General features: G+C 69.3%; 23 protein-coding genes. 10 read left to right on the top strand and 13 right to left on the bottom strand.

Annotated features, from left to right (window positions below):
• The first annotated feature begins 35 nt into the window (after positions 1-35).
• Positions 36-620 (top strand): hypothetical protein, encoded by a 585-nt coding sequence (locus tag AXK61_RS24665; RefSeq protein ID WP_156485509.1) that lies wholly within the window; start codon positions 36-38, stop codon positions 618-620.
• 37 nt (positions 621-657) lie between these two features.
• Positions 658-933, top strand: a complete 276-nt coding sequence (locus AXK61_RS24660) for a hypothetical protein (protein WP_156485508.1) — start codon at positions 658-660, stop codon at positions 931-933.
• Here AXK61_RS24660 and AXK61_RS24655 read toward each other — a convergent pair.
• From AXK61_RS24655 to AXK61_RS00255, 8 genes are all read right to left on the bottom strand, one after another.
• The gene (locus AXK61_RS24655) at positions 930-1,763 is read right to left on the bottom strand and encodes a hypothetical protein (RefSeq protein ID WP_156485507.1); all 834 of its coding nucleotides are present in this window, start codon (positions 1,761-1,763) and stop codon (positions 930-932) included. The genes AXK61_RS24660 and AXK61_RS24655 overlap by 4 nt on opposite strands.
• Complete coding sequence (locus tag AXK61_RS00285) at positions 1,760-2,782, bottom strand: ATP-binding protein (protein ID WP_068743219.1); 1,023 nt, start codon at positions 2,780-2,782, stop codon at positions 1,760-1,762. The genes AXK61_RS24655 and AXK61_RS00285 overlap by 4 nt, the downstream gene beginning before the upstream one ends.
• Positions 2,773-4,854 carry a Mu transposase C-terminal domain-containing protein gene (locus AXK61_RS00280; RefSeq protein WP_068743217.1) on the bottom strand — a complete coding sequence of 694 codons (2,082 nt, stop codon included), beginning with the start codon at positions 4,852-4,854 and terminating at the stop codon, positions 2,773-2,775. The genes AXK61_RS00285 and AXK61_RS00280 overlap by 10 nt, the downstream gene beginning before the upstream one ends.
• Complete coding sequence (locus tag AXK61_RS00275) at positions 4,851-5,579, bottom strand: TnsA-like heteromeric transposase endonuclease subunit (protein WP_231855396.1); 729 nt, start codon at positions 5,577-5,579, stop codon at positions 4,851-4,853. The genes AXK61_RS00280 and AXK61_RS00275 overlap by 4 nt, the downstream gene beginning before the upstream one ends.
• Before the next feature lie 329 nt (positions 5,580-5,908).
• On the bottom strand, positions 5,909-6,859 hold the full coding sequence (locus tag AXK61_RS00270) for a 3-hydroxyacyl-CoA dehydrogenase NAD-binding domain-containing protein (protein WP_068743216.1): 951 nt from the start codon (positions 6,857-6,859) through the stop codon (positions 5,909-5,911).
• Positions 6,860-7,029: 170 nt separating this feature from the next.
• Entirely contained in the window at positions 7,030-7,590 is a 561-nt protein-coding gene (locus AXK61_RS00265; RefSeq protein ID WP_068743214.1) for a TetR family transcriptional regulator, read from the bottom strand.
• Positions 7,591-7,622: 32 nt separating this feature from the next.
• A complete protein-coding gene (locus AXK61_RS00260; RefSeq protein WP_156485506.1) occupies positions 7,623-7,994 on the bottom strand; it encodes a hypothetical protein in 372 nt (123 codons plus the stop codon).
• Between the two features lie 47 nt (positions 7,995-8,041).
• Positions 8,042-8,638, bottom strand: coding sequence for a TetR/AcrR family transcriptional regulator (locus tag AXK61_RS00255; RefSeq protein ID WP_068743210.1), 597 nt, complete (start codon positions 8,636-8,638; stop codon positions 8,042-8,044).
• A 66-nt stretch (positions 8,639-8,704) separates the two neighbouring features.
• Between AXK61_RS00255 and AXK61_RS00250 the strand changes: the two genes are divergently transcribed.
• Entirely contained in the window at positions 8,705-10,204 is a 1,500-nt protein-coding gene (locus tag AXK61_RS00250) for a flavin-containing monooxygenase (protein WP_231855332.1), read from the top strand.
• Positions 10,205-10,224: 20 nt separating this feature from the next.
• The gene (locus AXK61_RS00245; protein WP_068569709.1) at positions 10,225-11,094 is read left to right on the top strand and encodes a short-chain dehydrogenase/reductase; all 870 of its coding nucleotides are present in this window, start codon (positions 10,225-10,227) and stop codon (positions 11,092-11,094) included.
• A gap of 17 nt (positions 11,095-11,111) precedes the next feature.
• On the opposite strand, the gene AXK61_RS00240 is transcribed toward AXK61_RS00245, so the two are convergent.
• Complete coding sequence (locus tag AXK61_RS00240) at positions 11,112-12,656, bottom strand: 5-oxoprolinase subunit B/C family protein (protein WP_068569711.1); 1,545 nt, start codon at positions 12,654-12,656, stop codon at positions 11,112-11,114.
• 84 nt (positions 12,657-12,740) lie between these two features.
• On the opposite strand from AXK61_RS00240, the gene AXK61_RS00235 reads away from it, so the two are divergent.
• Together AXK61_RS00235 and AXK61_RS00230 are read left to right on the top strand one after the other, a co-directional pair.
• Entirely contained in the window at positions 12,741-13,655 is a 915-nt protein-coding gene (locus AXK61_RS00235; RefSeq protein ID WP_068743206.1) for a hypothetical protein, read from the top strand.
• 15 nt (positions 13,656-13,670) lie between these two features.
• Entirely contained in the window at positions 13,671-14,549 is an 879-nt protein-coding gene (locus AXK61_RS00230; protein WP_068743204.1) for a 3-hydroxyacyl-CoA dehydrogenase family protein, read from the top strand.
• Here AXK61_RS00230 and AXK61_RS00225 read toward each other — a convergent pair whose 3' ends face one another.
• Complete coding sequence (locus tag AXK61_RS00225; RefSeq protein WP_068743202.1) at positions 14,550-15,176, bottom strand: LysE family translocator; 627 nt, start codon at positions 15,174-15,176, stop codon at positions 14,550-14,552.
• A gap of 37 nt (positions 15,177-15,213) precedes the next feature.
• Positions 15,214-16,176: an AraC family transcriptional regulator gene (locus AXK61_RS00220; RefSeq protein ID WP_068569718.1), complete on the bottom strand. Its 963-nt coding sequence runs from the start codon at positions 16,174-16,176 to the stop codon at positions 15,214-15,216.
• A 192-nt stretch (positions 16,177-16,368) separates the two neighbouring features.
• On the opposite strand from AXK61_RS00220, the gene AXK61_RS00215 reads away from it, so the two are divergent.
• From AXK61_RS00215 to AXK61_RS00205, 3 genes are read left to right on the top strand one after another with little or no spacing between them, the layout of a single operon-like run.
• Positions 16,369-17,172: an SDR family oxidoreductase gene (locus AXK61_RS00215; RefSeq protein WP_068569719.1), complete on the top strand. Its 804-nt coding sequence runs from the start codon at positions 16,369-16,371 to the stop codon at positions 17,170-17,172.
• A 12-nt stretch (positions 17,173-17,184) separates the two neighbouring features.
• The gene (locus AXK61_RS00210) at positions 17,185-18,756 is read left to right on the top strand and encodes a flavin-containing monooxygenase (RefSeq protein WP_068569721.1); all 1,572 of its coding nucleotides are present in this window, start codon (positions 17,185-17,187) and stop codon (positions 18,754-18,756) included.
• Positions 18,753-20,357, top strand: coding sequence for a phytoene desaturase family protein (locus AXK61_RS00205; protein ID WP_068569722.1), 1,605 nt, complete (start codon positions 18,753-18,755; stop codon positions 20,355-20,357). Before AXK61_RS00210 ends, AXK61_RS00205 begins: the two co-directional genes overlap by 4 nt.
• An 80-nt stretch (positions 20,358-20,437) precedes the next feature.
• Here AXK61_RS00205 and AXK61_RS00200 read toward each other — a convergent pair whose 3' ends face one another.
• The gene (locus AXK61_RS00200) at positions 20,438-22,087 is read right to left on the bottom strand and encodes an indolepyruvate oxidoreductase subunit beta family protein (RefSeq protein ID WP_068743200.1); all 1,650 of its coding nucleotides are present in this window, start codon (positions 22,085-22,087) and stop codon (positions 20,438-20,440) included.
• On the bottom strand, positions 22,087-24,261 hold the full coding sequence (locus AXK61_RS00195) for a thiamine pyrophosphate-dependent enzyme (RefSeq protein ID WP_068743198.1): 2,175 nt from the start codon (positions 24,259-24,261) through the stop codon (positions 22,087-22,089). The genes AXK61_RS00200 and AXK61_RS00195 overlap by 1 nt, the downstream gene beginning before the upstream one ends.
• Before the next feature lie 164 nt (positions 24,262-24,425).
• On the opposite strand from AXK61_RS00195, the gene AXK61_RS00190 reads away from it, so the two are divergent.
• Entirely contained in the window at positions 24,426-25,193 is a 768-nt protein-coding gene (locus AXK61_RS00190) for a cyclase family protein (RefSeq protein WP_068743196.1), read from the top strand.
• Positions 25,194-25,246 lie beyond the last annotated feature (53 nt).

Genomic DNA, 25,246 nt, shown 5'->3' with positions numbered 1-25,246 from the left:
TACGAGCCGGTAGGAATGATGTAGCTCGCGCTTTCGTGCAGAAGAACCGTGACAAGCGAAGCACGGCGCGCAACGCTGAACTCGACGCAGCATTGAAGGTCGAATCCGCACCTCCGGCGCCCCTATTTGCAGGCGGGTGGGACGAGACGCGCCGTTGGATCGTAGATGCAACGGAGTCGATGGTCACTTGCAAGGGAGGAGGGTGTACTGAGTATGACAAGCTGAACATTGACCTTACCGCCTCGTTGACGGCATTCACGAGCGAAGTTCTTCTGTGGGGTGAGCTTAAGACCGACAAGGGAACGGGATTCGATGTGTACAAGCCCGCAAATGCGAGCTACATGTGTGAGGTAAAACGGGACGAGCGACTGTGGTTCGATTCAGTGGTTGGGCGATTCCCGAATTGCACGCCGCATTACGACACCCGCAGCGAAGTTATTCTCACCTCCGATGTAAGCGACCTCCCTCCTAATCAGGAGCAGTTCGTGAAGATCAACTTCATTATTCGCACCGGCCAGCAGGAAGCTATCGAGCACGGCGTAGGTTTACGTATCCCGAAGCAGTTGACATATCAATCGCCAGTGTGGCGAACCAACGCTGACGGCATCCCCACGCCGTGATAGGACGCCTAGAAGCGATCAAGAAAGGTGACTAGGAATGCCATCTGAAGGTATTGCAAGCTCGCCGCAGGGCCAGAAGCAGATAGCTGAAGGCGTCTTGTATGCGGTCGATCATTGGGCAGAGGTTTGCGCCCTCGTGGACGGCGCAAATGATATCGAAGAGGCGGCGGCAATACTCGTGAACGCGTACGGCTGGGCGTCATTTACTGCGCACCAGGTATTGCGCCTGCAGGTGCAGGACCTATCCGTTCGCCGTCGCTCAGCGATGAAGCGTATGTTGAACGAAGCTGATCGAAAGATTTCAGACGCTTAGGGTACGGAGAAGTATTGCTGGTCGCGGGCGTCTCTGCGCCAGCGGTGCAATGGATCACTCATTCCTTCGGGGTTGTAACTGACGCTGACCAGGTGCGCGAAGGTGGGCCGCAACTGGTCCCACGTTCGCGCGGCGAGAGCTTGTTCGGTCCATGCCGGATCGGCAAGTAGTGCTGTGAGCGCCACTGTTGCGGGGTACTGGTGCGCGCTGGCGCGTGTAGCCCATTTCTCGCGGGGTGATGCGGTGCCCGTGGCGGGCGCGGCAGGAAGGTCTTCCGAAGACGGGAGGACGAGGACGTTCATCTCCGCCCATTTGGTGACGATGTTGCTCGCGGCGGTGAAGGCCGTCTCGGTAGCTTGTCGACCGAATCGTGCTTCGAGGCGTCGGTGGCGGCGGTAGGCGGCGTGGATATCGGGTCTGCGGCCGGTCAGTAGGGGGTAGCGGCTGTTTCCCATCCAGACCCAGTGAATGGGGCACAGGCGAACCCTCCGCCGGTGCCATGCGTTGACGCTCTGTCCGGGTGCTCGTCGGGCGGCGCATCGGTAGCACGGAGCATGGGTGTACCAGGACGGACCCATCATCTGTGGTGACTTCAGGCGAAGCTCAGGCAGGGCGCATTGTAGGACCGGGATGCGGTAGCCACTGAGAGTTGAGATCAGCGCGGTCTGCCGATCATTCTCGGTGATCCACAGGCTCATCAGAAGGCCGTCGGGGAAGCTGTTGATCTGTCCGAGGCGGCTCAGGTAGCTGAGGACGACTTCGTCAGGGAACGGCGGGGTGGTGCGTGGCAGCCTACGAACTACTTGCAGTGGGCGGCCGGCGATCATCATCGTGCCGGGCGCTCGTCGCGAGGGGTGACCTGCTCGGCGGCGTGGTCGACGGGCGTTTCTTCGAGGAGTTGCCGGGTCACGGCTTCGCTGCCGGTCATGATCGCCGTCAACGCCGCCGAGCGGACCAGCTGCGAGAGGCTGGAGATACTGCCGCCGGTGCGGCGGTGCAGGAACTTCGCATTGCGGGTCAGTGTGCCGGGGGCGTGTTCGTAGAGGCGCAGGGCGGTGTCGAGGGTGGCGACCAGGCCGCGCCATTCGTCATCACAGGCGAAGGTGCCCGTGCGCATCAGCACCGAACGTCCGGAGATCTGTTTGCCGCGAACACCGGTGAACAACCCGGAGCGTTCAACATTGATGCCCGCGTACACGAACGTGGCGGGCATGTGCTCGGTGAAGTATTTCAGGTGATCGGACATGTCCTCGCCGGCGCTAGTGGCCAGGTTGAGGTTATGGATCTCATCGACGATCACCAGGTCGGTGCGGGCCTCGGTGAGGACGTGACAGACGGCATCGGCGATGTCGCTGGTGTTGAATCGGGCGCGGCTGGGAATGCCGAGGAAGTGTGCGAACTCGCTCGCTAGTTTGCGTGGTGATCCCTTCGGCGGAGTGGTGATGTAGACGACCGGGATCCGGTCCTGGCCCGGCCAGCGGCGACGCACAGTCTGCTCGTGGACCTTTCCCAGCATCTTGATGGTCGTGGATTTACCGCTGGCCCACGGGCCGTCGACTATCAGTGAGCGGCGGGCACTGATCTCACGCTGATTGAGCAGGGTGAGCATCCGGCCCCGGTTGATGATCGCCCGCATTTGAGCGGTCTCGACCACGACCAGCTCGGAGTGGTAGGCGATGCGCCGCTCGTCGTAGGCCTCCCGGTCGGCAATGTCCATGCCGTCGATGTCCGCGCGTGGAGACAGAGTTAGTGTCGCGGGCTTCTCTTGGACGAATTGACGCCAGCCGTCCAGGGTCACGGTGGGGAGGCGGCGATTTTCCGCGCCGGGATCGTCGTCGGCTACCACCATGATTTCGCTTCGCTTTCGGGGTCGAAGACGGGAAGTGGGATGACGTCGGCGACTTCGTCCTCTTCGTCGTCGAGCGTCGGTTTCGCGCGGGCAGGAGGTGCGGCTGCAGGTGAGGGGAGCGGGACCAGTTGCGCTTTGGTGGTGGCGGTGGTTCGTGCTGCAATCCGGGCGTCGCGGCGTCGTCTGCGGCCTGAGCCGGGACTACGGTCGGGTGTGGCTGCGCGGTTGAGGACTGAGTCGACGGCTTCGGTGATCGCCTGCTCGGTGACCTTCGCGCCGCGGTCGGCGACGATCCTTCGTCCGTGCTCCCACGCGTCGCGACCGAAGGGCTGTGGTGCAGCGTGCAATTGGCGCCAGTACGCGGTGATCCACGCATCGTCCTCTGGGGTGCGAATCCACACTCGGCTCACGTCGTACGGGTCGTAGTGGATCAGCCACCGCCCATTGAGCGCACCTATCGGCGACTTCTGCCTGCGCAGTGGATTGAGTTGCTCGCAGTCGTAGATTCGGTGATCGATCTTGATTCCGTACGAGTTGATCACCCGAGAACAGGTAGGCAGCAGCCTGATGTAGTCGTCGTCGGACAGCGGCACCGGGACGTACCCGGCAACCGACAGCAGCGCGGCGTACTTCTCGTTCGGGGTGAGGACCTCACCTGCCACCAGCGGGTTCCGTAGCCCGTCATGACGGCGGTTCTGCCAACCGGTCACGATCCACTCGTCGAGGAGGTTCTGCAGCTCGAGGACCGTGAACGCCGCGTCCTGCTCGGCCGTCCGACCGCGGCGTTCGACGGACGACCCGAGGTACCCGACAACATGCTGCGCGAAGAGGGTGCCAATCGACTGGATGGTGCGCTCGACGATCGGCTTGTCCGTCGGAGTGTCCTGATGCGCTGGTTGCAGACTGATCCCCAAGGTTCGGCACGCCGACCTGAAGGTATCGGAGACGAACACCTTGCCGTGATCGAAGACGATCGTCTCAGGGACGATCACCGGTCGTGCGGCGGCATCACGTAGCCGCTCATCGATCTCCACGAGGTGGTGGTACGGCAACGCCGAGTGCGTCATCCGCACAGCCTCAGACCAGCCTGGTCGCATCGGTTCCGGAGTCATCGCCCGGGCCAGGAGCAAGGCCGCGTCGGCGGCTTTCGTCGTCGGGCGCAGCACTGCAGCGCCGATGGTTCGCGTCGCGACATCGACGAGCGCGGTCAGTTCAACCCGCCCGATCACCCCATCGGCAAGGATCACCGCGACGTCGAGGGGAGTGGAGTCGATCTGCGTGAGCTCGCCCGGACGGATCGCCCTGACGGTGCTGAACGGCCCGTCGGGCTGCTGCGCTAACGTTCGTCGTGTTCGGGCGGAGCCCGTCGCGTGGCGTCCCTCAGCAAGCCGGCTCAACATCCGGTAGAACGTCTGCATCGAGGGCACCGGCACGCTCTCGCCAGGGTGGGTTTCCTCGAGGTCGCGCACTACCGCTCGCCGGATTCGATCGACGGTGCCCGACGAACCGTGCGTGTTCGCTTCCAGCACGCGCAGCAATGCATCAATCACGCGTGGATCAGTGCGCCCCGCAGGGTTTCGCCGCTGCAGCGACCGGCGGTCCACGAGGCCGAGAACCCCACGCGCTTGATACGCGGTCCGGCGTCGCTGCAGCATCCGCAGCGACGTCACCGGACCGCCAGCGGCCTTGAGCTCAGCGACCTTGGCCATCTCTCGCTGACGCAATGTCGTCGACGTAACGTCATACCCTGGACGCGGTCGCGTCCCCGCCGGTGAACCGAGCGGAACACCGTCGAGGACCTCCGTGATGTGGCGCTCGAGATCCCGCGCGACATCACGCACATCCACCGGCAGAAGGTCGAACAACGCCGGCGGTGCGATCGGGCGACCTTCGGCGGACTCCAGCGAGAACGTCCTGTCGACCAATAGGTCCGTCGCGGAAATCGTGAGCGGCGCCGCGCCACCGACGCCAGTCAGGAAGACCGATGATCCGTCGGTGCCCGCCACGTCGTACACATGATCGCGGAACCGCACGCGGCTGCCCATGCGGATCTGGCGATCACCGGCTCTCATGTCCTATCGCCACCCGCGGCGGAAACCACACTGTCCAGATCAAGGACCTGCTGGTCCACCGTGGCTGCCGTGATCGCACCAATCCATATGAGGTGAAACACCGTCGGAAGCACTGCCATCTGCGCCCCCAGGCAGCGGGCAAGAACCCGGATCGGCATCGGCCCGTTCGCCAACTGGGCGATCGCGGTCGCAGCAACATTCTCGTCTCGGCATCGCGGGAGCCGGTACCCGGCGAGCCACCGCAGATTGGCCGCAACGATCTCGTCGACGGTACCGACTCTCTGATAGTCCCAGCCCACGTCAGCGCAACACGTTGCCGTCGCAGCGAACACCGCCGCCGAATGCTGGTCGACCCTCTCATCGGGCCGCACGTCGACGACCAACAGTCCGCCCCCGTACTGGCGCACCAGGAAGTCGGGAGTATGCGAAACCCGCCGACCATCAGCGATGATAGACAATTCGAAAGGTTGGCTCACGATCTCGACGACGTCCGCTGCCTGGTCGAACACCATCAACCAGTCGCGCTCGACCCACGACTCGAAGGCGATCTGAGCGCCCATCGTGGTAGACCACCACTCACCGGTGAAGTTCCGCTGCCCCTTGTACGACCGAGGGCGTCGAACACTCTGCAACCCGTACGCGCCCGAATCCGCCAAACTGGACAACGACGCGCAAACACGGGAACCATCCGCCTGCAGATACGTCACAGTGACAGAATCGCGCATTGTGGCAGACATGGATCCAACCAGAGAGGTCGTAGCCGGCAGCGCCTGCATGCACCGAACGTAGACCAAACCGCGCCCGGAGTCATGTGGGCACGCCGGTGACTACGTCACCAACCTGAGAACCACACCCAGATGCGTCGAGAAGTTGAGAGGGATCACGCGGATGCGTCAACTCGAGTGAGAGTGTGTCACCAAGACTGAGAACGGACAATCCGTACGACGACGTCCCGCCGGCGAACCGGATCGCGCTGGGTGCATCAATGCCGATAATCTACATTATGACATTACGTGTCGTGCGGGGCGCGGTCGCGGAACGCCGTCGAGCTCGCTCAACGGTCACCATCTCCGTCACCGGAACGCGGATGCGGCGCGAGTGCGGCGCGCACCGCCAGCTGCTTCGCGTCGCGCTCGGCCTCGAGTTCCTGGATCGGACGGGCGCCGAACGAGTCGTCGATCTGCCTGACCAGCCGATTCTTCAGCCTCGTGGTCAGGACGACCGGTCTGGTGGCGGCATGCAGCCAGAGCAGTTGCACGCCTGTGGCGAAGTGGTCGAGGTAGCCCCGGAAGCCAGACGGTCCGCCGCCCAGGTGGAAGGACTGGAAGGGACCGGCGGTGGCCCACCGCAGCCCGATCGAGTTGACCACGATCTCGTCGAGTTCCTCGACGGTGACCATGCCCGCACGGACCAGCGCGACCGATTCCTTGAACAGCGCCGCTTGCAGCCGGTTCGCGGCGAAACCCGGTATCTCCCGCCGGAGCCGAATCGGGGTCTTGCCGAGCGCCGCGTAGAACCGCATCGCCTCGTCGACCGCCGACGGTGCGGTGTTCTCCCCCGGCACGACCTCGACCAACGGGATCATGTGCGGTGGGTTGAACGGATGGCCGATCAACATGCGTCCAGGGTCGGTCATCAGCGCCGACTGCGAGGTCGCCGTCATACCCGAGCTCGACGACAGTAGTAGCGCAGTGGGTTTCGCCGCCTTCTCGACCTGCGCCCAGAGGCGGCGTTTGAAATCGCGCCGCTCGGGGCCGTTCTCCTGCACGACATCGGCCTCGCGGACGGCCTCGTCCAGGTCGTCGCAGAACGTCAACCGCGCGGTCATGTCCGTCGTGTCGTAGCCCAGCGACCGGAGGGTCGGCTCGCACTGGGCGATCCCGTCCCGGACCCGTTGTGGGGCATCGTCGGCGACGTCGTAGACGGTCACAGTGTGGCCGTTGGCCAGGAAGAGAGCCGACCAGGAGATCCCGATGACGCCGGCGCCGATGACGGTGATGTTCATGAACGCTCCTCTCCGATGATCGCGATGTCAGCGAGGTCGGACCAGGAGGCCGGTCGTCCCCCGAAGAATGACGGACGTGGGGCGCGTGGATCGAACTTCATGATTCTCCGAAGGGGTCGCTCGAAATGGAGGCCGGTTCGAGCGAGGTGTCGGCCCCGCTCCCCGGCGGATCAGGACGGCGTAGTCGGCGTCGCGAGAGTCGCGCAGCAGATCGCGATGACCTCGCCCCTGGTCTCGTGAACGGGAAGGTGGCCGAGCGCCAACGTGGTGACCGCCAACGCGCCGAACGCCGCCGTCAGCCGAAGGACTCGGGGAAGGTCGGTCGCCTCGGCCCCGAACGCGGCGAAGATGCGATCGACCACCGGAACATGTAGATGCTTGGTGACCTCGGCGTCGTTGGTGACACTGACCGCACTCAACGCCAGCGCCACCACTCCGGGGCGCCGCGCGCTCAGGTCCACCAGGTACTCGATACCCGCCCTGTCGCGCGCCGCGCCTCGCGGCATGCCGCGAAGCGCGTCATGAAGTTCGCCGACATCCCGTGCGGCCGCCGCCAACGCAGCCTCTTGAAGAGCATATTTGGACGAGAACCTCTTCAGCACTGCGGCTTTCGAATACCCCGCCGCTGCCGCGATCTCCTGAACGGTGGCCTGACGGAAGCCGTGCCGTGCGAAGACGCCGGCCGCCACATCGACGATGTCGTCGTTGATCTCGCCCGACGTCTTGCGCACCTCAACAACGTAGCACTAGGTGACCATTTTGGTCAATGACTGACCAAAACAGTCACATCACGCTGCTCTGCGCCGATCCAGATCACGTAGTCGTCGGGATCGACACGCGGTAGTTCCACCGGCGGTCTCCCGTCGGACCAGGTGAAGACGCACGGGAGCGCCGGGAAGTCGCTCGACCCCATCCAGGAGAACGTGGCCGGTCTCGGCGCCAACAACTCCCCCTCGACGGTGGGGATGGAGGTGGTGCCGCCGTCTCGGTAGCGCGTTGCCGGCCGCGCCTCGATCTCGCGCAGCGGCTCGCCCAGGCGTCCGAGGAAGACGCGGAAGTCGTAGAAGCCGCCGTCCCGACCGACGTACAGAACGGCCTCACCGTCCGTCCACAGGTACACGTGATGGTCGATCAACGCCCCTCCTTCGTGCCCGACACAGCGTATCTATCGTCGTAGACCCTTCACACGCCGCCGAGCAAGCGCCCCACGACGACCGCCGCGACGTCGGTCGGGACGGACGGGTCGACCGCGCGTTGCATGCCGAGCCCGAGGATCAGGCTGAACAGGCCCAGCGCAAGGGTCTCCGCGTCGACCGGGAGCTCCAGGTCGTGCGCCACTTCCAGTTCCTCGACCAGCCTCGTGGTCGCGGCGCGGATCCGCTGGTAGCGGGATGCGGTGGCCGCCATGAGCTCTCCGTCGTGCTCACTGCTCGCGGTGACCGCCATCTCGAGCCGGAACCACGCGCGGTCGCCCACGATGGTCCGCCCCCACTCATCGAGCGAGGCCATCACACCGGCCAGGCCCTGATCGGCGGCCGAGACGGAGAGCTCGAGGACGCGACCGATCTCCCGGTCGTACAGCTCGTCGATCACCGCGGTACCCAGGGCGACCTTGCTCGCGAAGTTCGAATACACCGCGCCCCGCGTGAATCCCGCGTGCGCCGCTACGGCCTCGAGCGAGGTGGCCGTGTACCCGTCGCGGAGGAACAGTTCGGTCGCCGACGCCACGATGCGACCCCGCGTCCGCGATTGCGCCTCCGCCCTCGACAGTCGTTGCATATCGACATCCTAGCGGGATACAGTGTGCATTCGAATACTGCCTGTATCTGAAATGAGATGTCGATCGTGCCCGATGCATCCCCCGCCTTCATTCCGCACCACGAGATCGTCATCGTCGGCGCCGGCTTCTCCGGCATCGGCACGGCGATCGCCCTGATTCGGGCCGGATTCGACGACCTCCTCCTCGTCGACGACGCGGCGGGGCCCGGAGGCACCTGGCACTGGAACACCTACCCGGGCGTCGCCGTCGACATCCCCTCCTTCAGCTACCAGTTCTCGTTCGCCCAGCGGTCGGGCTGGTCGCGCAGCTACGCCCCGGGCCGGGAGCTGCGCGACTACGCCGAGCAGATCGTCGACGAGTACGGGCTGGAACCGAAGATGCGGTTCGACACCCGTGTGCACGAGGCGTCGTTCGACGAGGCGACGTCTCTGTGGACGATCGCGACGAGCACGGGCGAGATCACCGCGCGCTGGCTGATCCACGCCGGCGGACCACTGAGCCAGCCCAAGCTGCCCGACATCGAGGGCATCGACTCGTTCACCGACGACACGATGCACACCAGCCGGTGGGACCATGAGGTCAGCACCGCGGGCAAGCGCGTCGGGATCATCGGCACCGGAGCCACAGCCGTCCAGGTCATCCCGGAGATCGCCGCCGACACCGCACACCTCACGGTGTTCCAGCGCACGCCCATCTGGTGCCTGCCCAAGCCCGACTTCCCGCTCGGCCGGGTCGGCCGCGCCGGACTGGCGGCGATCCCGGGAATGCGACAGGCCGCGCGGCTCGCCAGCCAGGCCTTCGTCGAGGCGACCTTCCCCGTACTCGCGCACTTCCACCGCTGGATCCCCGGCACCGACGCGCTCGAGGTCGCCGCGCGCAGCTACATCCGCTCCCAGGTCTCCGATCCGGCGACCCGCGGCAAGCTCACCCCCGCTTACGCGCTCGGCTGCAAGCGCCCGAGCTTCCACAACTCGTACCTCTCGACCTTCAACCGGCCCAATGTCGCCCTGGAGACCACGTCCATCGAGGCCATCACGCCCACGGGCATCCGGACGACCGACGGCACCGAGCACCCGCTCGACGTGCTGATCCTGGCCACCGGGTTCAAGGTGACAGACAAAGACGCCCTCCCGACCTACCGGCTGACCACCGCCGACGGCACCGATCTCGCGGACCACTGGGAGTCCGAGCGGTTCCGGTCCTACCAGGGCGTCGCGACGGCCGGGTTCCCCAACTTCTTCACCGTCTTCGGGCCGTACGGCTACAACGGCGCCTCCTTCTTCACCCTGGTCGAGAACAGCGCCGCCCACATCGTCCGCGTGCTGGACGAGGCGCGGCGCCGGGACGCGATCACCGCGGAGGTGACCACGACCGCGCAGGACGCCTACATGGAGTCGATCCTCGCGCGCGGCCCGCTGCAGGTGTTCTCGAATCCGACCTGTGCGAGCGCCAACAGCTACTACTTCACCAAGAACGGCGACGTCCCGTTCCGGGCGTCCACGACGCTGGAAGCCGCGTGGCACAGTCGCCGGTTCCCGCTCTCCGACTACGCATTCTCGAACTGACAACACAAGGGAGACATGACATGACACTCGACCTCGCCGGCAAGACGGTGGTCATCACGGGTGCGGCACGCGGCATCGGCCTGGGCACCGCCAAGGCCGCCGCGAAGCGCGGCGCGAAGGTCGCAGTGCTCGACCTGCGGCAGGACGAAGCCGACGGTGCTGCGGCCCAGCTGGAGGGCGGCGCAATCGGCATCGCGGTCGACGTCACCGACCGGGACGCCCTCGCCCTCGCCTTCGACGTCGTCGCCGAGCGACTCGGAGGCATCGACGTGGTCGTCGCCAACGCCGGCATCGCACCGCGGGGCGCGACGGTGCAGGGCATGGACCCCGCCGAGTTCGACCGCGTGCTCGCCGTGAACCTGCACGGCGTCTACAACACCGTGCTCGCCGCGATGCCCCACATCCTCGAGCGGCGGGGACATCTCCTGCTCACGTCCTCGGTGTACGCCTTCATGAACGGCGTCGGTGTCTCCCCGTACGCCGTCGCGAAGGCGGGCGTCGAGCAGCTCAGTCGCGCGCTGCGCGTCGAGCTGGCGCCGTACGGCGCCACGGCGGGCGCCGTGTACTACGGCTTCGTCGACACGGAGATGGTGCGGGCCGGCTTCGACGAGGACCCGCTCACCGCCGGCGTGCCGGACCTGCTCCCCTCGTTCCTGAGCAACCGGATCTCCCCCGATCAGGCCGGTGAGGACACGGTGCGCGGCATCGAGCGACGGGCCGCCCGCACCATCACCCCCGCCCGGTGGGCGGTGTACAGCACGCTGCGCGGCGTGATCAACCCGCTTCTCGACATCGTCACCGCGCAGTACCGCCCCGCCGTCGAGCTGATCCACGCTCTCGACGCCCGGTCCGCGGCCGCGCGACAGGCCGTCGGCTCCCGGGTCGACTGACACCCGGAGCGCCCCTCTCACTCAGGGGGCGTCGCGCGGCGGAACCCGACCTCGGCGCCGATCGGCACCTGCGCCAACAGATCCAGGTGCCGATCGGCCACGACGGCGATCACGGGATAGCCGCCCGTCGTCGGATGGTCGACGAGGAACACCACCGGCTCCCCCGACGGCGGTACCTGGATCGCACCGGGGACCAGGGCTTGGCTCTGCACCCCTCCCGCCGCGCGGGCGAGAGGCGACCCCGTCAGGCGCACGCCGATGCGGTCGCTGCTCGATGTCACCGTCCACGCGCCGTCGAGCAGGTCGCCGAAGGCGGTGTCGGGGAACAGGTCCGCGTCGGGACCCGGCAGCAGTTCGAGCACCGTCGGGCGCGTCCCGTCGGGCACGGCGGGCTCGGTCTCCGGGAACCCGACCGCCGTGCGGGGCGGCGCGCCCACGGGCAGGACCGCACCGGCCGCGAGGGCCGGGGGCCCGAGACGCGCGAGGGTGTCGGCGCTGCGGCTGCCGAGCACCTCGGGCACGTCGACGCCGCCGCGGACGGCGATCACGACACGGAGGCCCGCCACCGTCGGGCCGATCTCGAGGTGGTCACCGTCGTCGAGGGCGAAGGGCCGTCCCCGCTCGACGGTGCGCCACCGCCCGTCGGGCGCCTCGACGATCAGGTCCGCGTCGGCGCCGGTCACGGCGAGCACCTGGTCCCCCACCGCCACGAGTTCGATTCCACCCCCGGCGTTCTCGATCGCAGCTGCGCCCTCGGCATTGCCGACGAGCCGGTTGGCCCGGCGCAGGGCGCCGCGGTCCGCCGCGCCGGATCTCGTGACCCCGAGCGCGGCGAGGCCCGGGCGGCCCAGGTCCTCCACGAGGGCCTGCATCCCAGGGTTCTGCACGACGAATCCGCGGCCGGGCGCCGGCACCGTCGGCGCGGAGGCCGGGGGTACCGCAGCGACGACCCGATCCCGGACCGCGGTGAACCGCACCCGGGCGCCGGGGACGAGGAGCGCCGGCGGGTCGCGGTCGATCGACCACAGCTCGGCGTCGGTGCGGCCGATCAGGCGCCACCCGCCGGGCGAGACGCGCGGGTAGACGGCGCTGTACTCCCCCGCCAGCGCGACGCTGCCCGCCGGCACGCGCACGCGGGGCGCGGCGAGGCGCGGAATCTCCGGACCCGCCTCGGCCGAGCGCAGGTAGGCGAATCCCGGTGCGAAGCCGAGGAATCCGACGTGCCACTCCCGTCCGGTGTGCATCCGCACGACGCCGTCCGCGTCGGTACCCAGAAGCTCGGCGAGGGCGCCGATGTCCTCCCCGTCGTAGACCACGTCGATCCCGACGAGCGGGCCCGCGACGGCGACGGGCTCGGGCTCGGCCATGGCGGACAGGAGTCGGGCACCGTCGGCGGCGGACCGCGGACCGTCGAACAGGATGGTGACGGTGTCCCCGCCCGGCACGAGCTCGCGCTGCCCGGGCAGCGGCTCGGCCTCGAGGCGGGCCCGGAGCGCCTCGACGATGTCCGGCACCACGCGCACCCGGACCGCGCGGGCACCGAGACTACGGACCTGTCGCATGGTGCACACCCTAGGCGCGCGGGTCTCGAAGATCACAGCCGCACGGCCTGCGCACACCCGCCCGACGGTCGTACAGTTATTTATATGTTCGAAGCACTTCTCGCGCTCGGTATCCGCACCGGAGCCGTGCTCCGCGTGTCGACCGTGGACGGCACCGTCGAGACGCTCCACACCGGCCCGGCCGGCTCCTCCCCCGACGGCGTCGTCGTCACCGCGGGGCGGATCTTCTGGACGACGATGGGCCGCCCCGTCCGCGACGGCGCCCGGTCCGGCGAGGCCGGACTCGACTACTCGGCACGAACCGGCGGCGTGCACTCGATGCTCCCCGACGGCTCGGACGTGCGCGACCTCGTGGTCCCGGGCGCGATGACCACCGGCAAGCAGCTCACGACCGATGGTGCCGGCCGGCTGTACTGGGGCGACCGGGAGGGCCTACGGGTGAGCTCGATCCGCGTCGACGGGACCGGCCTACGCGACCTGGTGGTCAACGGGCCCGCACCGGATCGGTTGGCGGAGTGCGTGGGCGTCGCCGTCGATCCCGGTCACGGGCACCTGTACTGGACGCAGAAGGGCCCCGCGAAGGGTGGCCGCGGCCGCATCCTGCGCGCCGAACTCGATCTTCCGGCCGGCGCGGAACCGGAGGACCGCCCCGACATCGAGACGCTCTGGGACGGGCTGCCCGAGCCGATCGACCTGGAGATCGTCGACGGCACCCTGTACTGGACCGACCGCGGCGCGGCGCCCGACGGCAATTCGCTCAACCGGGCCCCACTGCCCGCGCCCGGTGCTCGCGGCACGGCGCCCGAGATCCTCGCTCGGGGCTTCGGCGAGGCGATCGGCCTGGCGGTCGACGCCCCGTCGGGCCTCGCCTACGTCTCCGACCTCGGCGGCCGGATCTGGCGGGTGCGGCTCGACGGAGGCGAACCCGAGATCCTCGTCGACCTGGGGACCCCCGTGTCGGGCATCTGCGGGGTCCCCGCGGACACCGAAATCCACTGACGAACGGAGCGTTCCATGACCTACGCCTTCACCTTCGAGGACATCCGGCGGCGTCCCGTCGCCATCATCGGCGCGGGCACGCTCGGCCGCCGCATCGCGCTCATGTTCGCGAGCCGCGGCGGCGAGGCCCGGATCCACGACCCGAACGCCGACCAGGCCCGGGCCGCGGTGCGGTACGTGACCGACGCCCTGCCGGACCTCCTCGCCCGGCGCGGCTCCGGCGAGGCCGGGACCGCCACCGCGCACGACTCCCTGTCGTCCACGCTCGACGGTGCCTGGCTCGTCGTCGAGGCCGTGCCGGAGCGGCTCGACATCAAGATCCCGCTGTGGGGCCGGATCGACGCCGTGGCACCGTCGGACGCGATCTTCGTCACGAACTCCTCGTCGTACGCGTCCCGCCTGATGAACGAGAACATCCGCGACAAGAGCCGCTTCTGCAATCTGCACTTCTACATGCCTCCCACGGCGAACGCGGCCGACGTGATGTCGGACGGCGAGACCGCGCGCGAGGTCGTCGACACGCTGCTGACGGTGCTGCCCGAGTTCGACGTGCACCCGTTCGAGGCGCGCCGGGAGAGCACGGGCTTCATCTTCAACCGCGTCTGGGCCGCCATCAAGCGGGAATCGCTGGCCGTGGTCGCGGAGGGTGTCGCGCGGCCGGAGGACGTCGACGGGATGTTCCGCCTCAACTGGCACATGCCCGTGGGCCCGTTCCAGATGATGGACAGCGTGGGCCTGGATGTGGTTCTCGACATCGAGGACCACTACGCGGCCGAGAACCCGCACCTACCCGAGGGGCCGCGCCGACTGCTGCACGAGTACGTCGACGCCGGCAAGCTGGGAGTCAAGACCGGCGAGGGCTTCTACGCCTACCCGCCGACTGCCGCTCCGTGACTACCGCTCCGTGACGAGTTTCGCCCCGAAGCCGATGAGCGCGACGCCCGCGATGCCGTCGAGGAGGCGCCGCGTGCGCGGCGTCTGCATCCAGGAGGTGACCGTGCCCGCAGCGGCGATGAGCACACCGCAGTAGACGGCCGTCAGCGCGATGAAGACGCCGCCGAGCAGCAGCGTCGTCCCGGTCACCGAATGGCCCGCGGGCACGAAGCCGGGGAGCAGGCTCACGAACAGCACCCCGATCTTGGGGTTGAGCAGATCGGTCAGGAAACCCGCCGTGAAGCCACCGCTGCGCCACGAGGACGCCTGCGGGACGGTCGGCTGCTCCCCCAGCGCCGCGCCGCGGATCATCGCGCGCAATGACTGGGCGCCCATGTAGATCAAGTACGCGGCGCCGAGGAACTTCAGTGCGGTGTAGCCGTATTCGCTGGCCTTGAGCATCGCCGAGAGCCCCAACACGGCGGCGAGCACCCACAGGACGAGGCCGCTGAGCACTCCCAGGCTGGTGCGCAGTCCGGCGACGCGGCCGCCCTGGACCACGCCGCGCACCACGACGAGGGTGTCGGGACCCGGCAGCACCACGATGAGTGCGGCGGCAGCGGTGAACGACAGCAGGGCGATGAGCATTCGATGATCTAAGCAGGTACCCGCGGTTACGCGGAAGTCACGACCGCGCCGCGGCGGTCTCGCTCGGCGACTCGCCGAACCGCGCCCGGTAGTCCACGGCGAACCGGCCCAGATGCGTCAGGCCGACGCCGAGAGCCACATCGGTCACCGTCCGGCCCGGATGCATCGCGTCGAGAAGCCGCGCGCGGGCCGCGAGCAGGCGGCGCTCCTTGACCACCGCGGTCGGCGTCGAGCCCAGCTCCGTCCGGCACGCCTCGCGGAGGGCTCGGACGCTGACTCGGAGCCGCGCGGCGAGCCAATCCGGTCCGAGGGAGTCGGCGAGATGGTCGTCGATCAGCGCCGTCATCCGCGAACCGAGCGTGGCCGCGCCGTCCGCAGCCGCGGCCAGCGCCGCGCTGTAGTTGTGCGGCTGCACGTCGAGCAGCTGGTTGACGACGCCGCGGGCGAGGTACTCCGAACAGTCCGCGCCGCCGACCGAGGAGGCGCCGCGCACGGCCTCGTCGCCGAGGAAGCGCACCATCCGGACCCAGGACGCCACATCGGGCCGGCGCAGGTCCATGCCGACGTCGAAGCGCAGCGGCGTGGTGATCTCGTGACCGAGCCTGCGCATGAGCTCTCGGTCGACGGTGCTGCGCCGCAGCCGGACGCACAGCTGAGGGTTGCCCCGTTGCCAGGTCATGACAGTGGGCGCAGTGGGCGACAGAACGCTCGCGAGGTGCGGCGAGGACTGCACGCGCGTGGCGCCGTGCTCGACGAGAGCGCGGCCGGCGAGCGGGATCTGCACGAGGTAGAAGGTCGACAGCGGCCCGGGCCGGATCTGCACCGGCTCGCCGTAGTCGAGGTGCACCAGCCCCATGGAGCCGACGGTGTCGATCCGTAGCCGCATGTCGATCGCGTGCGCGCGGCCGACCGGGTCGAGCCGGTGGTCGCAGAAGAAGCCGGCGACCCGCGCCCGGGCGAGGTCGACGTCCCGCGTCCTGAGGATCGTCGGTGCGGTCACGTGTGCCTCCCTGTGGCGTGGATCACTGACGTCCATCATGTGCTGCATTCCTGCCTGTCGTCAAGCAGGCGCGATACCGCGAAGTGGATAGCGCCGTCGAAGAACCGGATAGCGGGCCTATGACCTGCGTCACTACCGTCCTGTCGCATCCGGCGCCCGCGCGGCGCCACGGAACGACGCGAGGCGGGAACGATGACAGGAAATCTGGACGGGCGTACAGCGATCGTGACCGGCGGGGCGACCCTGGTCGGTCACGGCGTGGTCGAGGCGCTGCACGATGCGGGTGCGACGGTGGTCGTCGCCGACATCGACGTCGTCGGGGCGCAGGAGATCGCCGACCGACTCGGCGATCGCGTGCACGCGCGCACCGTCGACATCACCGATGACGCGCAGGTCGCCGACCTCGTCGCCGGCACCGTCCGCGACCTGGGCGCGCTCGACATCGTCGTCAACCTGGCCTGTACCTACCTCGACGACGGTGCCGACACCTCGCGCGCGGACTGGCTCACGGCCTTCGACGTCAACGTCGCGAGCGCCGTGCGCGTGGCGGACGCCGCCCGGCCCGCGCTCGCCGAGAGCAGCCACGGATCGATCATCAACTTCACCTCGATCTCCAGCTCGGTGGCGCAGACCGGGCGCTGGGTCTACCCCGCCTGCAAAGCGGCACTCGTGCAGATCACCCGGTCGATGGCGATGGACTACGCCGCCGAGAAGATCCGGGTGAACTCGGTCAGCCCCGGTTGGACCTGGTCGAAGATCATGGACACCGTCTCCGGGCACGACCGTGCGCACACCGACGCCGTCGCGGCGCCCTTCCACCTCACGGGCCGGGTCGCCGATCCCATCGAGGTGGGCCGCGTCGTGGCCTTCCTCTGCTCCGACGCCGCGTCCGTCGTGACGGGCGCAGATTGGGCCGCAGACGGCGGCTACTCCGCGATGGGGCCGGAGCAGGCCGCCCCCGCGATCCCCCTGTTGGCCCCTGCGGGCACCGAATAGGAGAACACAGCCATGCGTATCGCCGTGATCGGAGCCGGTTTCGCCGGGGTCTCCGCCGCCAAGGTCCTCACCCAGTTCGGGCACGAGGTCACCGTCTACGAGAAGGCCCCGGACATCGGCGGCGTCTGGAGCGCGTCCCGCCGTTACCCGGGCCTGCGCACCCAGAACAACAAGGGCACCTACTGCCTCTCGGACCTGACGATGCCGGGTCAGTACCCGCAGTGGCTCGAGGGCGCCCAGGTCCAGGAGTACCTCGAGACCTACGTGGACCGGTTCGGGCTGCGGGACCGATTCCGGACGTCCACCACCGTCATCTCCGCGGAGCTGGCCGAGCCCGCCGCGGCACCGTCGGGCGATGTGACGGCGAATCCGGCACTGCGACCGGTCACCTGGTCGGTGACGGCCGAGGGCCCGCAGGGCGTGAGCACCGAGGAATACGACTACCTCGTGGGCGCCAACGGGATCTTCTCGGCGCCGTCCATCCCCGCGTGGCCGGGCCGCGAGGCCTTCGAGGCCGCGGGCGGACGGATCTGCGCACCCGGCGACGTGCACTCCCTCGACGAGGTCGCCGGCCGCGACGTGCTGGTGGTGGGATACGGCAAGTCGGCTTGCGATGTCGCGTCCGCCATCGCGCCGGTGACGGCGAGCGCGACCGTGATCGCGCGCAAGCTCCTGTGGAAGATGCCCCGCCGTCTCGCGGGCGTCGTCAACTACAAGTTCCTCATGCTCACCCGTCTCGGCGAGGCACTCTTCGAGTACCAGCGCCTGCAGGGTGTCGAGGCCTTCCTGCACGGTGCGGGCAAGCCAGTGCGGAACAGCATGCTCGCGAGCCTGCAATCGGTCGCGACCAAGCAGCTCAAGCTGAAGGAACACGGGCTGGTCCCGGACGGCGACTTCGAGCGGATCGCCCGCAGCACCGTCTCCCTGGTGAGCGAGGGCTTCTTCGAGGCCGTGCAGGACGGGAGCCTCGCGGTGCGCCGCGACACCGAGATCGCCGAGCTCGTGGTGGCGGACGGCAAGCCGGCAGCGCGCCTGTCGGACGGCTCGACGGTGCCCGCCGAGGTCGTCATCGCCGCCACCGGGTGGCGGCAGGACGTGCCCTTCCTCGACGCCGACGTCCAGGCCCGGCTCACGGACGCGAACGGCGATTTCGAGCTGTACCGCTTCATCCTTCCGCACGAGGTTCCCGGCCTGGCCTTCGTCGGCTACAACTCGTCGTTCTTCTCGCCGTTGTCGGCGGAGATGGCCTCGCTGTACGTCGCGCACGTGCTGGACGGCGCGGCACATCTGCCGCCGGTTCCCGAACGGCGCGAACAGGTCTCGGCCAGGCTCGCATGGATGCGCGGCCGCACCGAGGGGCACCACGCCCGCGGCACCAACCTGATCCCGTTCTCCATGCACAACATCGACGAGATCATCGAGGAGATGGGCCTGACGCTCCCCCGCCGCCAGCGAGTGCGCGAGTGGCTCCTTCCGCCGAAGCCCGCGGACTACCGCTGGGTGACCAGGCGCCTGCTCGCCCGTCGTCCCCGCGCCGCCACGTCGGTCGCGCGGTCCGGGGCGAGCCCGAGGCGCGCCGCGTGACGGCCGATGTCGTGGTCATCGGGTCCGGGATCAACGGCCTCGTCGCCGCGGCCGAGCTCGCGGGCTCCGGCCGGTCGGTGTGCCTGATCGAGCAGTCCGACCGGCTCGGCGGCTTCCTCGCGAGCGACGAGCTCACCCTGCCGGGCTTCCTGCACGACACCTACTCCTCGTGGCACCCGCTGTTCGTCACCGGTGGCGCGTACGCGGCGCTCGGCGCGGACCTGCACCGGCACGGGCTGGAGTACGCGAACGCCGACGACGTCGTCACCGGATCCGTTTCGGGCGACCGCCGCGCGGTGGTCGCGCACCGGGACCCGGCGCGTACCGTCGAACAGTTCTCGGACGCCGACGGTGCCGCCTACCTCGCGATGCTGGACCGGATCGGCGGGGACCTGGACGTGATCGGCGGGTTGCTGGGCAACGAGACCCGCACCCCGGGGGTGCTCGGGCATGCGGCGGCGATGTTGCGCCGCGGCCTCGGCCGTACGGAGGGCTGGGTCCGCGACGCCGCCGCGAGCGGGCGCCGCTGGGGCCGAAGGACCTTCGAGGGCCCCGAGGTCGATCAGCTGTGGGTGCCGTGGCTGCTGCACGCGGGCCTGTCCCCGGACAGCGCGTCGGGCGGGCTGATGATCCCGGTGTTCGCAGCGACGATGCACGGTGCGGGCCTGCCCGTGGCCGTCGGCGGGCAGCGGGCCTTCCTCGCGGCCTTCGAGTCGTTGCTCGCCGAGCGCGGGGTGCGGGTCATGACCGGCGCCCGGGTGGAACGGATCCTGGTCGAGTCCGGCCGGGCCACCGGCGTGCAGGTCGACGGTCGGCGCGTCGACGCCCGGCAGTCCGTCCTCGCTTCCGTCACGCCGACGGCCCTCTACTGCGATCTGCTGCCGGAGTCCGCCGTGTCCGGGGCGGTGCGCGCCGAGGCGCGCGGATACCAGTACGGGCGGGCCGCGATGCAGATCCACGTCGCGCTCGACGAGCCACTGCAGTGGTCCGACGACGCCCTCGACGGTGCGCCGCTGGTCCACCTCACCGCGGGCTCGGATTCGGTGGGAGTGGCCTGCGCGCAGGCCGAGGCCGGACTGTTGCCGGCCCGCCCGACGGTGGTGGTGGGCCAGCAGGCGCTCATCGACCCGAGCCGGGTGCCCGACGGCAAGGGCATGCTGTGGCTGCAGCTGCAGGAGGTCCCGTTCGCCCCGGTCGGCGACGCGGCGAACCTGCTCGACGTGACAGGCGGTTGGACCGACGAGCTGATCGCCGGCTACGTGGACCGCGTTCTGGACCTCGTCGAGGAAGCCGCGCCCGGCACGCGCAATGCGATCCTCGCGGTGAAGGCGATCAGCCCCGTCGAACTGGCCGCCGCGAATCCGAACGCGGTGCAGGGCGATCCGTACTGCGGCTCCGCGGAGCTCGACCAGAACATCTTCTGGCGCCCCGGGCCGCTCACGGCTCGCCACCGCACCGCGGTCGACGGTGTGTGGCACATCGGCGCGGCCACCCATCCGGGGCCCGGCCTCGGCGGAGGCTCCGGGCACCTCGTGGCGCAGGAGCTGATCCGCCGCGACGACGGCCCGCTCACCCGCGTCCGCCGGTTGCTCGGCCGCTGAACGCTCGACGAGGATCTCCACCACGAAAGGGAGCGAACCGGATTCCGGTTCGCCCCCTTTCTCGTGTTCCGACGGTGCCGTCAGGCGGCGGCACCGCGCAGGGCCGCGAGGGCGGTGCCGAGCGCGCCGCCGTCCTCGTCCGCGACAGCGGCGTCCACCAGGCGACGCATCCGGTCGGCGGCGTCGGGCCGCCCCCGGACCAGCTCGAGCCCCTCCATCAGGAGGCCGAAGCTGTCGACGCCGTGGGCGTGGGTCCGCCCGTAGCCCTTGAGGACCCGCGCGGCGACGACCACCTCGGTCGCGAGCGCCGGATCGGTACGGCCGACCGAGGTCACCGTGTCGAGCCAGGTGTCGATGAACACCTGCTCGCGGCCGAAGCGCAGCGACCGCGTGCGCAGCGGACGCATCCGGGCGAGGGTGGACAGCGTGGCGTAACCCCACACCGAGGTGGTGTTGATGACGAAGCCGCGGTGGCACACCGTGTCGACCGCCTTGGCGAAGGCACGGTTGTGTTCCAGCGCCCGGCCGAGCGCGGTGGGTAGGGTGTCCGTGATCTCGTCGACCTGCGGGTGCAGGTACTCGTGCACCCGCATCACCTGCTCGTCGTCGGGCCGCACCTCCGACCGCACCCGGTCCATGCGCCGCCCCCGGACCTTCTGCAGCGCGACGTGCACCGTGTCCTGGTAGCTCATCCAGAGCGCGATGTGCCGGGCCGCCTCGACGGTCAGACGGGCCGCGCCCTCGTGGTCGGCGTCCAGCGCGCTGATCCGAGCCACCCGATCGAGGTAGCGGTCGGCGTACGCGAGGTCCTGGTAGACGGCGGTGCGCTCGAGACCGTGCAGCAGCATCGAGGCGGCCGCGCGGGGGAAGGAGCGGGCGACGCGTCGGGCGCGGTCGGCGAGCGCAGGACCCACCAGTGATTCCGGTGTCCGGACGGCGATCTCGTTCCGTTCCTCCTCGCGCTCGGCCTTGAGCTCCTCCGGTGTCTTGGGTCGCCGAACCTGCAGGGTGAGTGGCACCGGGGTGCTCGCCGGGCGCGGCGCGACGGACGGCGCACCGTCCGACTCGGCCAGGCTCTCCCGCGCACGCTCGTACCCCGCGGCGAACGCGGCCAGCGAGGTCTCCACGCCCTTCCCGCCGCGGCGGATCGCCTCCTCGAAGTCCGCACGGGGGAAGGGCAGGGCGCCGCTGCCGGCGAGGGCGCCGAACAGGGAGGCGCTGATGACGCTGCCGTTGTCCCGAGCGAGGGTGGCGAAATCACCGGCGATGAGGGTCTTCGCCGCGGCGACGGCACCGTCGAGCAGCGCACCCGAGTCGACCCGGCCGTCGTCGAGCGTGGACTTCTCGAGAATGGAGTAGACCCGGTTGAGGGAGGTGATGAGGGTGGTCCGGTCGGGGGTGACGAAGCCGCGCTGTACGGCCCGGCCGGCCTCCATCAGTTCGGAGGCGATGAGCACGTCCACCTCGCCGGGCGTGGGCATCAGCGACAGGATCGGGGTGTCGCGGGCGCGCCCGGTCCCGCTGCGGTGCGCGACGTCCGGCGGGAACAGCTCCGCGTAGTAGACGGTGGCGCCGGTGCGCTGCGCGACGCCGGCGACGGAGGTGTTCTGCGCGGTCCAGCCCTCGTCCTCGCCGAGCGAGACGATCCAGTCGGCGAGGACGCCGCCGCCCTCGCCGCCCATCGCGAGCACCGCGACGGTGATGGGCCGCTGCCCGGTGGTCCAGCTCATCAGAAGGCCTCCGTGGACTCGTAGCGGCCGGCGCGGGATTCGAGCCCGCGGCCGAGGCGCTCCGACACGGCGCCGCGCACGCGGTCGCGGAGCCGGTCGATGCGGGTGGGATTGGTGACGACGTCAGTGCGGTAGAACGACGGGCAGAGCGCGGCTGCGTGCGCGTTGTTGCCGCACACCCCGCACCCGACGCAGGTGTCGGTGACGTGTGCGACGGGATCGGTGCGCATGGGATCGGGGTTCGGCGCGATGGTCAGTGACGGGCAGCCGGAGATCCGCATGCAGGCGTGATCGCCCGTACAGGTCTCGGCGTCCACGCCGAACCGCTGCGTGACGACCCGCTTGCCCGCCTTGACCGCCGCGGCGCGTTCCGGCTTCTCGCGACGCTGCTTGTTGAGCTGGCACTCGCTCTGCGCGACGATGACCTTGGGGCCCTTCTTCGTACTGGTGAGGGCGTCGATGAAGACATCGCGCAGCTTCGCCACATCGAAGGTGTCGGGCATCGTCTTCGCCCACGTCACGCCGACCCCGCGCACCGCCCGCTCGATCGGGTTGTTGGTGCTGCGGTCGGGCAGGATCGCGCGGGAGGAGAGCAGGTCCTGACCGCCGGTGGCGGCGGCGTAGGCGTTGTCCACCACCACGAGCAGCTGGTCGGACTCGTTGAACACGGCGTTGCCGACGCCCGAGGTGAGGCCGTTGTGCCAGAAGCCGCCGTCGCCCATCACCGCGATGCCGCGGCGCCCGGCGTCCTTGCTGCTCAGCGCGGCACCGCCGGCCGAGCCGAGGCCGTAGCCCATCGTGGTCGCCCCCAGGTTGAAGGGCTCGTTGATCGCGAACAGGTGGCAACCGATGTCGGCGCTCACGTGATGCTCGACGCCGGTCTCCCGTTCGGCGAGCTTGAGCGCCGAGAAGATGGGCCGCTCCGGGCATCCCGTGCACAGGCCGGGCGGCCGCGGCTGCACGGCGCGGCCGTCGACCCGTTCCGTGAACGGACTGCGCGGGTCCCCGACCGGGGCGAGCACCGCCGGGTCACCGGTGACCAGGTCGGGCGCGTACCGACCCAGGAACGCGGCGACGCCCGTGGTCACCGCGATCGGGGTGTACTCCCCCGCTTTCGGCAGCAGGTCCTTGCCGTGCAGCGCCGTGTCGAGCCCGGCACGGCGCAGGATCGCGTTGAGGTTCTGCTCGATGTAGTCGGGCTGTCCCTCCTCGAGCAGCAGCACCGCGTCCTTGTCGGCGCAGAACTCGACGATCTCCTCGTCGATCACGGGGTAGGTCACGTTCATCACGTACAGCGGGACGGCGGTGTCGCCGAAGGCGTCCGAGCAGCCGAGCAGCTCGAGCGCGCGGTTGAGTGTGTTGTACAGGCCGCCCTGCACGATGAGGCCGATCCGGCCGTCGGCGGGCCCGAAGGTCTCGTTGAGCCGATTCTCGCGGATGTACTCCACGGCCGCGGGCCAGCGGTGGGCGATCTTCTCCTGCTCGTGCAGGAAGCTCGCGGGCGGCAGCACGACACGGCTCACGTCGCGCTGGGGGTTCTCCATCGCCTCCTGCACCGTCATCTGCGGTCGGCGGTTCTCGCGGGTGGTGAAGGTGCCGTGCAGGTGGCACGAGCGCAGCCGCAGCTCGAGCATCACCGGGGTGTTCGACGCCTCCGACAGGGCGAACCCGTGCTCGACGGCGTCGACGATCGCGGTGTGGTCGGGCCGTGGATCCAGCAGCCACATCTGCGATTTCATCGCGAAGGCGTGGGAGCGCTCCTGCATGATCGAGCTGCCCTCGCCGTAGTCCTCGCCCACGATGATGAGGGCGCCACCCGTCACGCCGCCGCTGGAGAGGTTCGCGAGCGCGTCGGAGGCGACGTTGGTGCCCACCGTCGACTTGAAGGTGATCGCGCCGCGGAGCGGGTAGTGCACCGAGGCCGCCAACATCGCAGCGGCCGTCGCCTCCGAGGCGCTGTTCTCGAAGTACACGCCGTACTCGTCGAGGATCTCGCGAGCGTCGCCGAGGACGTCCATCAGGTGACTGATCGGTGCGCCCTGATAGCCGCCGACGTACGCGACGCCCGACTGGAGGAGGGCCTTCGTCACCGCCAGGATGCCCTCCCCCTCGAACCGGGTACCCGGCTCCTGCCGCAGTTTGAGGACCTCTTTCGCAAAGGAGCGCTCAGCCATGAGCCCACCCGCCTTCCGCTCGCATCACGGGCCGTGTGATGCCATCACGCTAGCGCCGGGCGCGGCCCCGCTGAAGGGTGCGGAGCACAGCCCGCGCCGATCGGGACAGACCGTCGTCGCGATCTGGATAGCCGGGTGCCACCGCACGTCCTACGGTCGGCGTCATGCTCACCGAACTCGCCACCGCCCTGGCCTCAGGAGACGTCCGCGTCATCGACCTGACCACGCCGTTGTCCGCGGACACCCCGACTCTCCGACTGCCGGAGCCCTTCGTCAACCTGATCGACTTCAGCCTGGAGCGCGTCGCCGCCTTCGAGCCGACCGCTCCCGCGTGGCAGCACAACAACATCCACACGGGCGAGCACATCGGCACGCACGTGGACGCTCCCTGCCACTGGATCACGGGCCGCGACGGCGCGGACGTGAGCCGGTTGCCGGCGGCCCGGCTCGTCGGTCCGGCGTGCGTGATGGACTTCGCCGAGCGCGCCGCCGCCGATCCCGATTGGCTGCTCGACGTGGCCGATGTCGAGGGGTGGATCGCGGAGCACGGCTCCGTCCCGGAGGGCGCGTGGCTGCTGCTGCGAACGGGCTGGGACCGGTACGGCGGCGACCGGGAGCGCTTCCTGGGGCTCGACGAGAAGGGCTCACACACGCCGGGCATCACCGCGGCCTGCGCGCGCTGGCTCGCGGAACAGGTCCCGATCTCCGGCTTCGGCGTCGAGACGGTCGGCATCGACGCGGGGAACGCGGCTGCGCTCGAACCGCCCTTCCCCGCGCACAACTTCCTGCTCGGCGCCGACAAGTACGGCCTGACGAGTCTGCGGAACCTGGCGCAGCTGCCGCCGCAGGGCGCCGTGATCGTGGTCTCTCCGCTGCCCATCGTCGGCGGCACCGGCTCCCCCGCCCGCGTGTTCGCACTCGTCGAGGGCTGACGCAGTCACGCACCGCACCACGAAGAGGGGCGCCACCGATCCGGTGGCGCCCC

Source organism: Tsukamurella pseudospumae, assembly GCF_001575205.1.
GTDB lineage: Bacteria > Actinomycetota > Actinomycetes > Mycobacteriales > Mycobacteriaceae > Tsukamurella > Tsukamurella pseudospumae.
The sequence above is the reverse complement of the archived record's forward strand: the minus strand, read 5'-3'. Positions and strand labels throughout refer to the sequence as shown.

Coding starts and splice junctions, on each gene's coding strand:
- AXK61_RS24660 (WP_156485508.1), top strand. CDS start 658: ATGCCATCTGAAGGTATTGCAAGCTCGCCGCAGGGCCAGAAGCAGATA.
- AXK61_RS24655 (WP_156485507.1), bottom strand. CDS start 1,763: ATGATGATCGCCGGCCGCCCACTGCAAGTAGTTCGTAGGCTGCCACGC.
- AXK61_RS00285 (WP_068743219.1), bottom strand. CDS start 2,782: ATGGTGGTAGCCGACGACGATCCCGGCGCGGAAAATCGCCGCCTCCCC.
- AXK61_RS00280 (WP_068743217.1), bottom strand. CDS start 4,854: ATGAGAGCCGGTGATCGCCAGATCCGCATGGGCAGCCGCGTGCGGTTC.
- AXK61_RS00275 (WP_231855396.1), bottom strand. CDS start 5,579: ATGCGCGATTCTGTCACTGTGACGTATCTGCAGGCGGATGGTTCCCGT.
- AXK61_RS00270 (WP_068743216.1), bottom strand. CDS start 6,859: ATGAACATCACCGTCATCGGCGCCGGCGTCATCGGGATCTCCTGGTCG.
- AXK61_RS00255 (WP_068743210.1), bottom strand. CDS start 8,638: ATGCAACGACTGTCGAGGGCGGAGGCGCAATCGCGGACGCGGGGTCGC.
- AXK61_RS00245 (WP_068569709.1), top strand. CDS start 10,225: ATGACACTCGACCTCGCCGGCAAGACGGTGGTCATCACGGGTGCGGCA.
- AXK61_RS00240 (WP_068569711.1), bottom strand. CDS start 12,656: ATGCGACAGGTCCGTAGTCTCGGTGCCCGCGCGGTCCGGGTGCGCGTG.
- AXK61_RS00235 (WP_068743206.1), top strand. CDS start 12,741: ATGTTCGAAGCACTTCTCGCGCTCGGTATCCGCACCGGAGCCGTGCTC.
- AXK61_RS00230 (WP_068743204.1), top strand. CDS start 13,671: ATGACCTACGCCTTCACCTTCGAGGACATCCGGCGGCGTCCCGTCGCC.
- AXK61_RS00225 (WP_068743202.1), bottom strand. CDS start 15,176: ATGCTCATCGCCCTGCTGTCGTTCACCGCTGCCGCCGCACTCATCGTG.
- AXK61_RS00215 (WP_068569719.1), top strand. CDS start 16,369: ATGACAGGAAATCTGGACGGGCGTACAGCGATCGTGACCGGCGGGGCG.
- AXK61_RS00210 (WP_068569721.1), top strand. CDS start 17,185: ATGCGTATCGCCGTGATCGGAGCCGGTTTCGCCGGGGTCTCCGCCGCC.
- AXK61_RS00200 (WP_068743200.1), bottom strand. CDS start 22,087: ATGAGCTGGACCACCGGGCAGCGGCCCATCACCGTCGCGGTGCTCGCG.
- AXK61_RS00195 (WP_068743198.1), bottom strand. CDS start 24,261: ATGGCTGAGCGCTCCTTTGCGAAAGAGGTCCTCAAACTGCGGCAGGAG.
- AXK61_RS00190 (WP_068743196.1), top strand. CDS start 24,426: ATGCTCACCGAACTCGCCACCGCCCTGGCCTCAGGAGACGTCCGCGTC.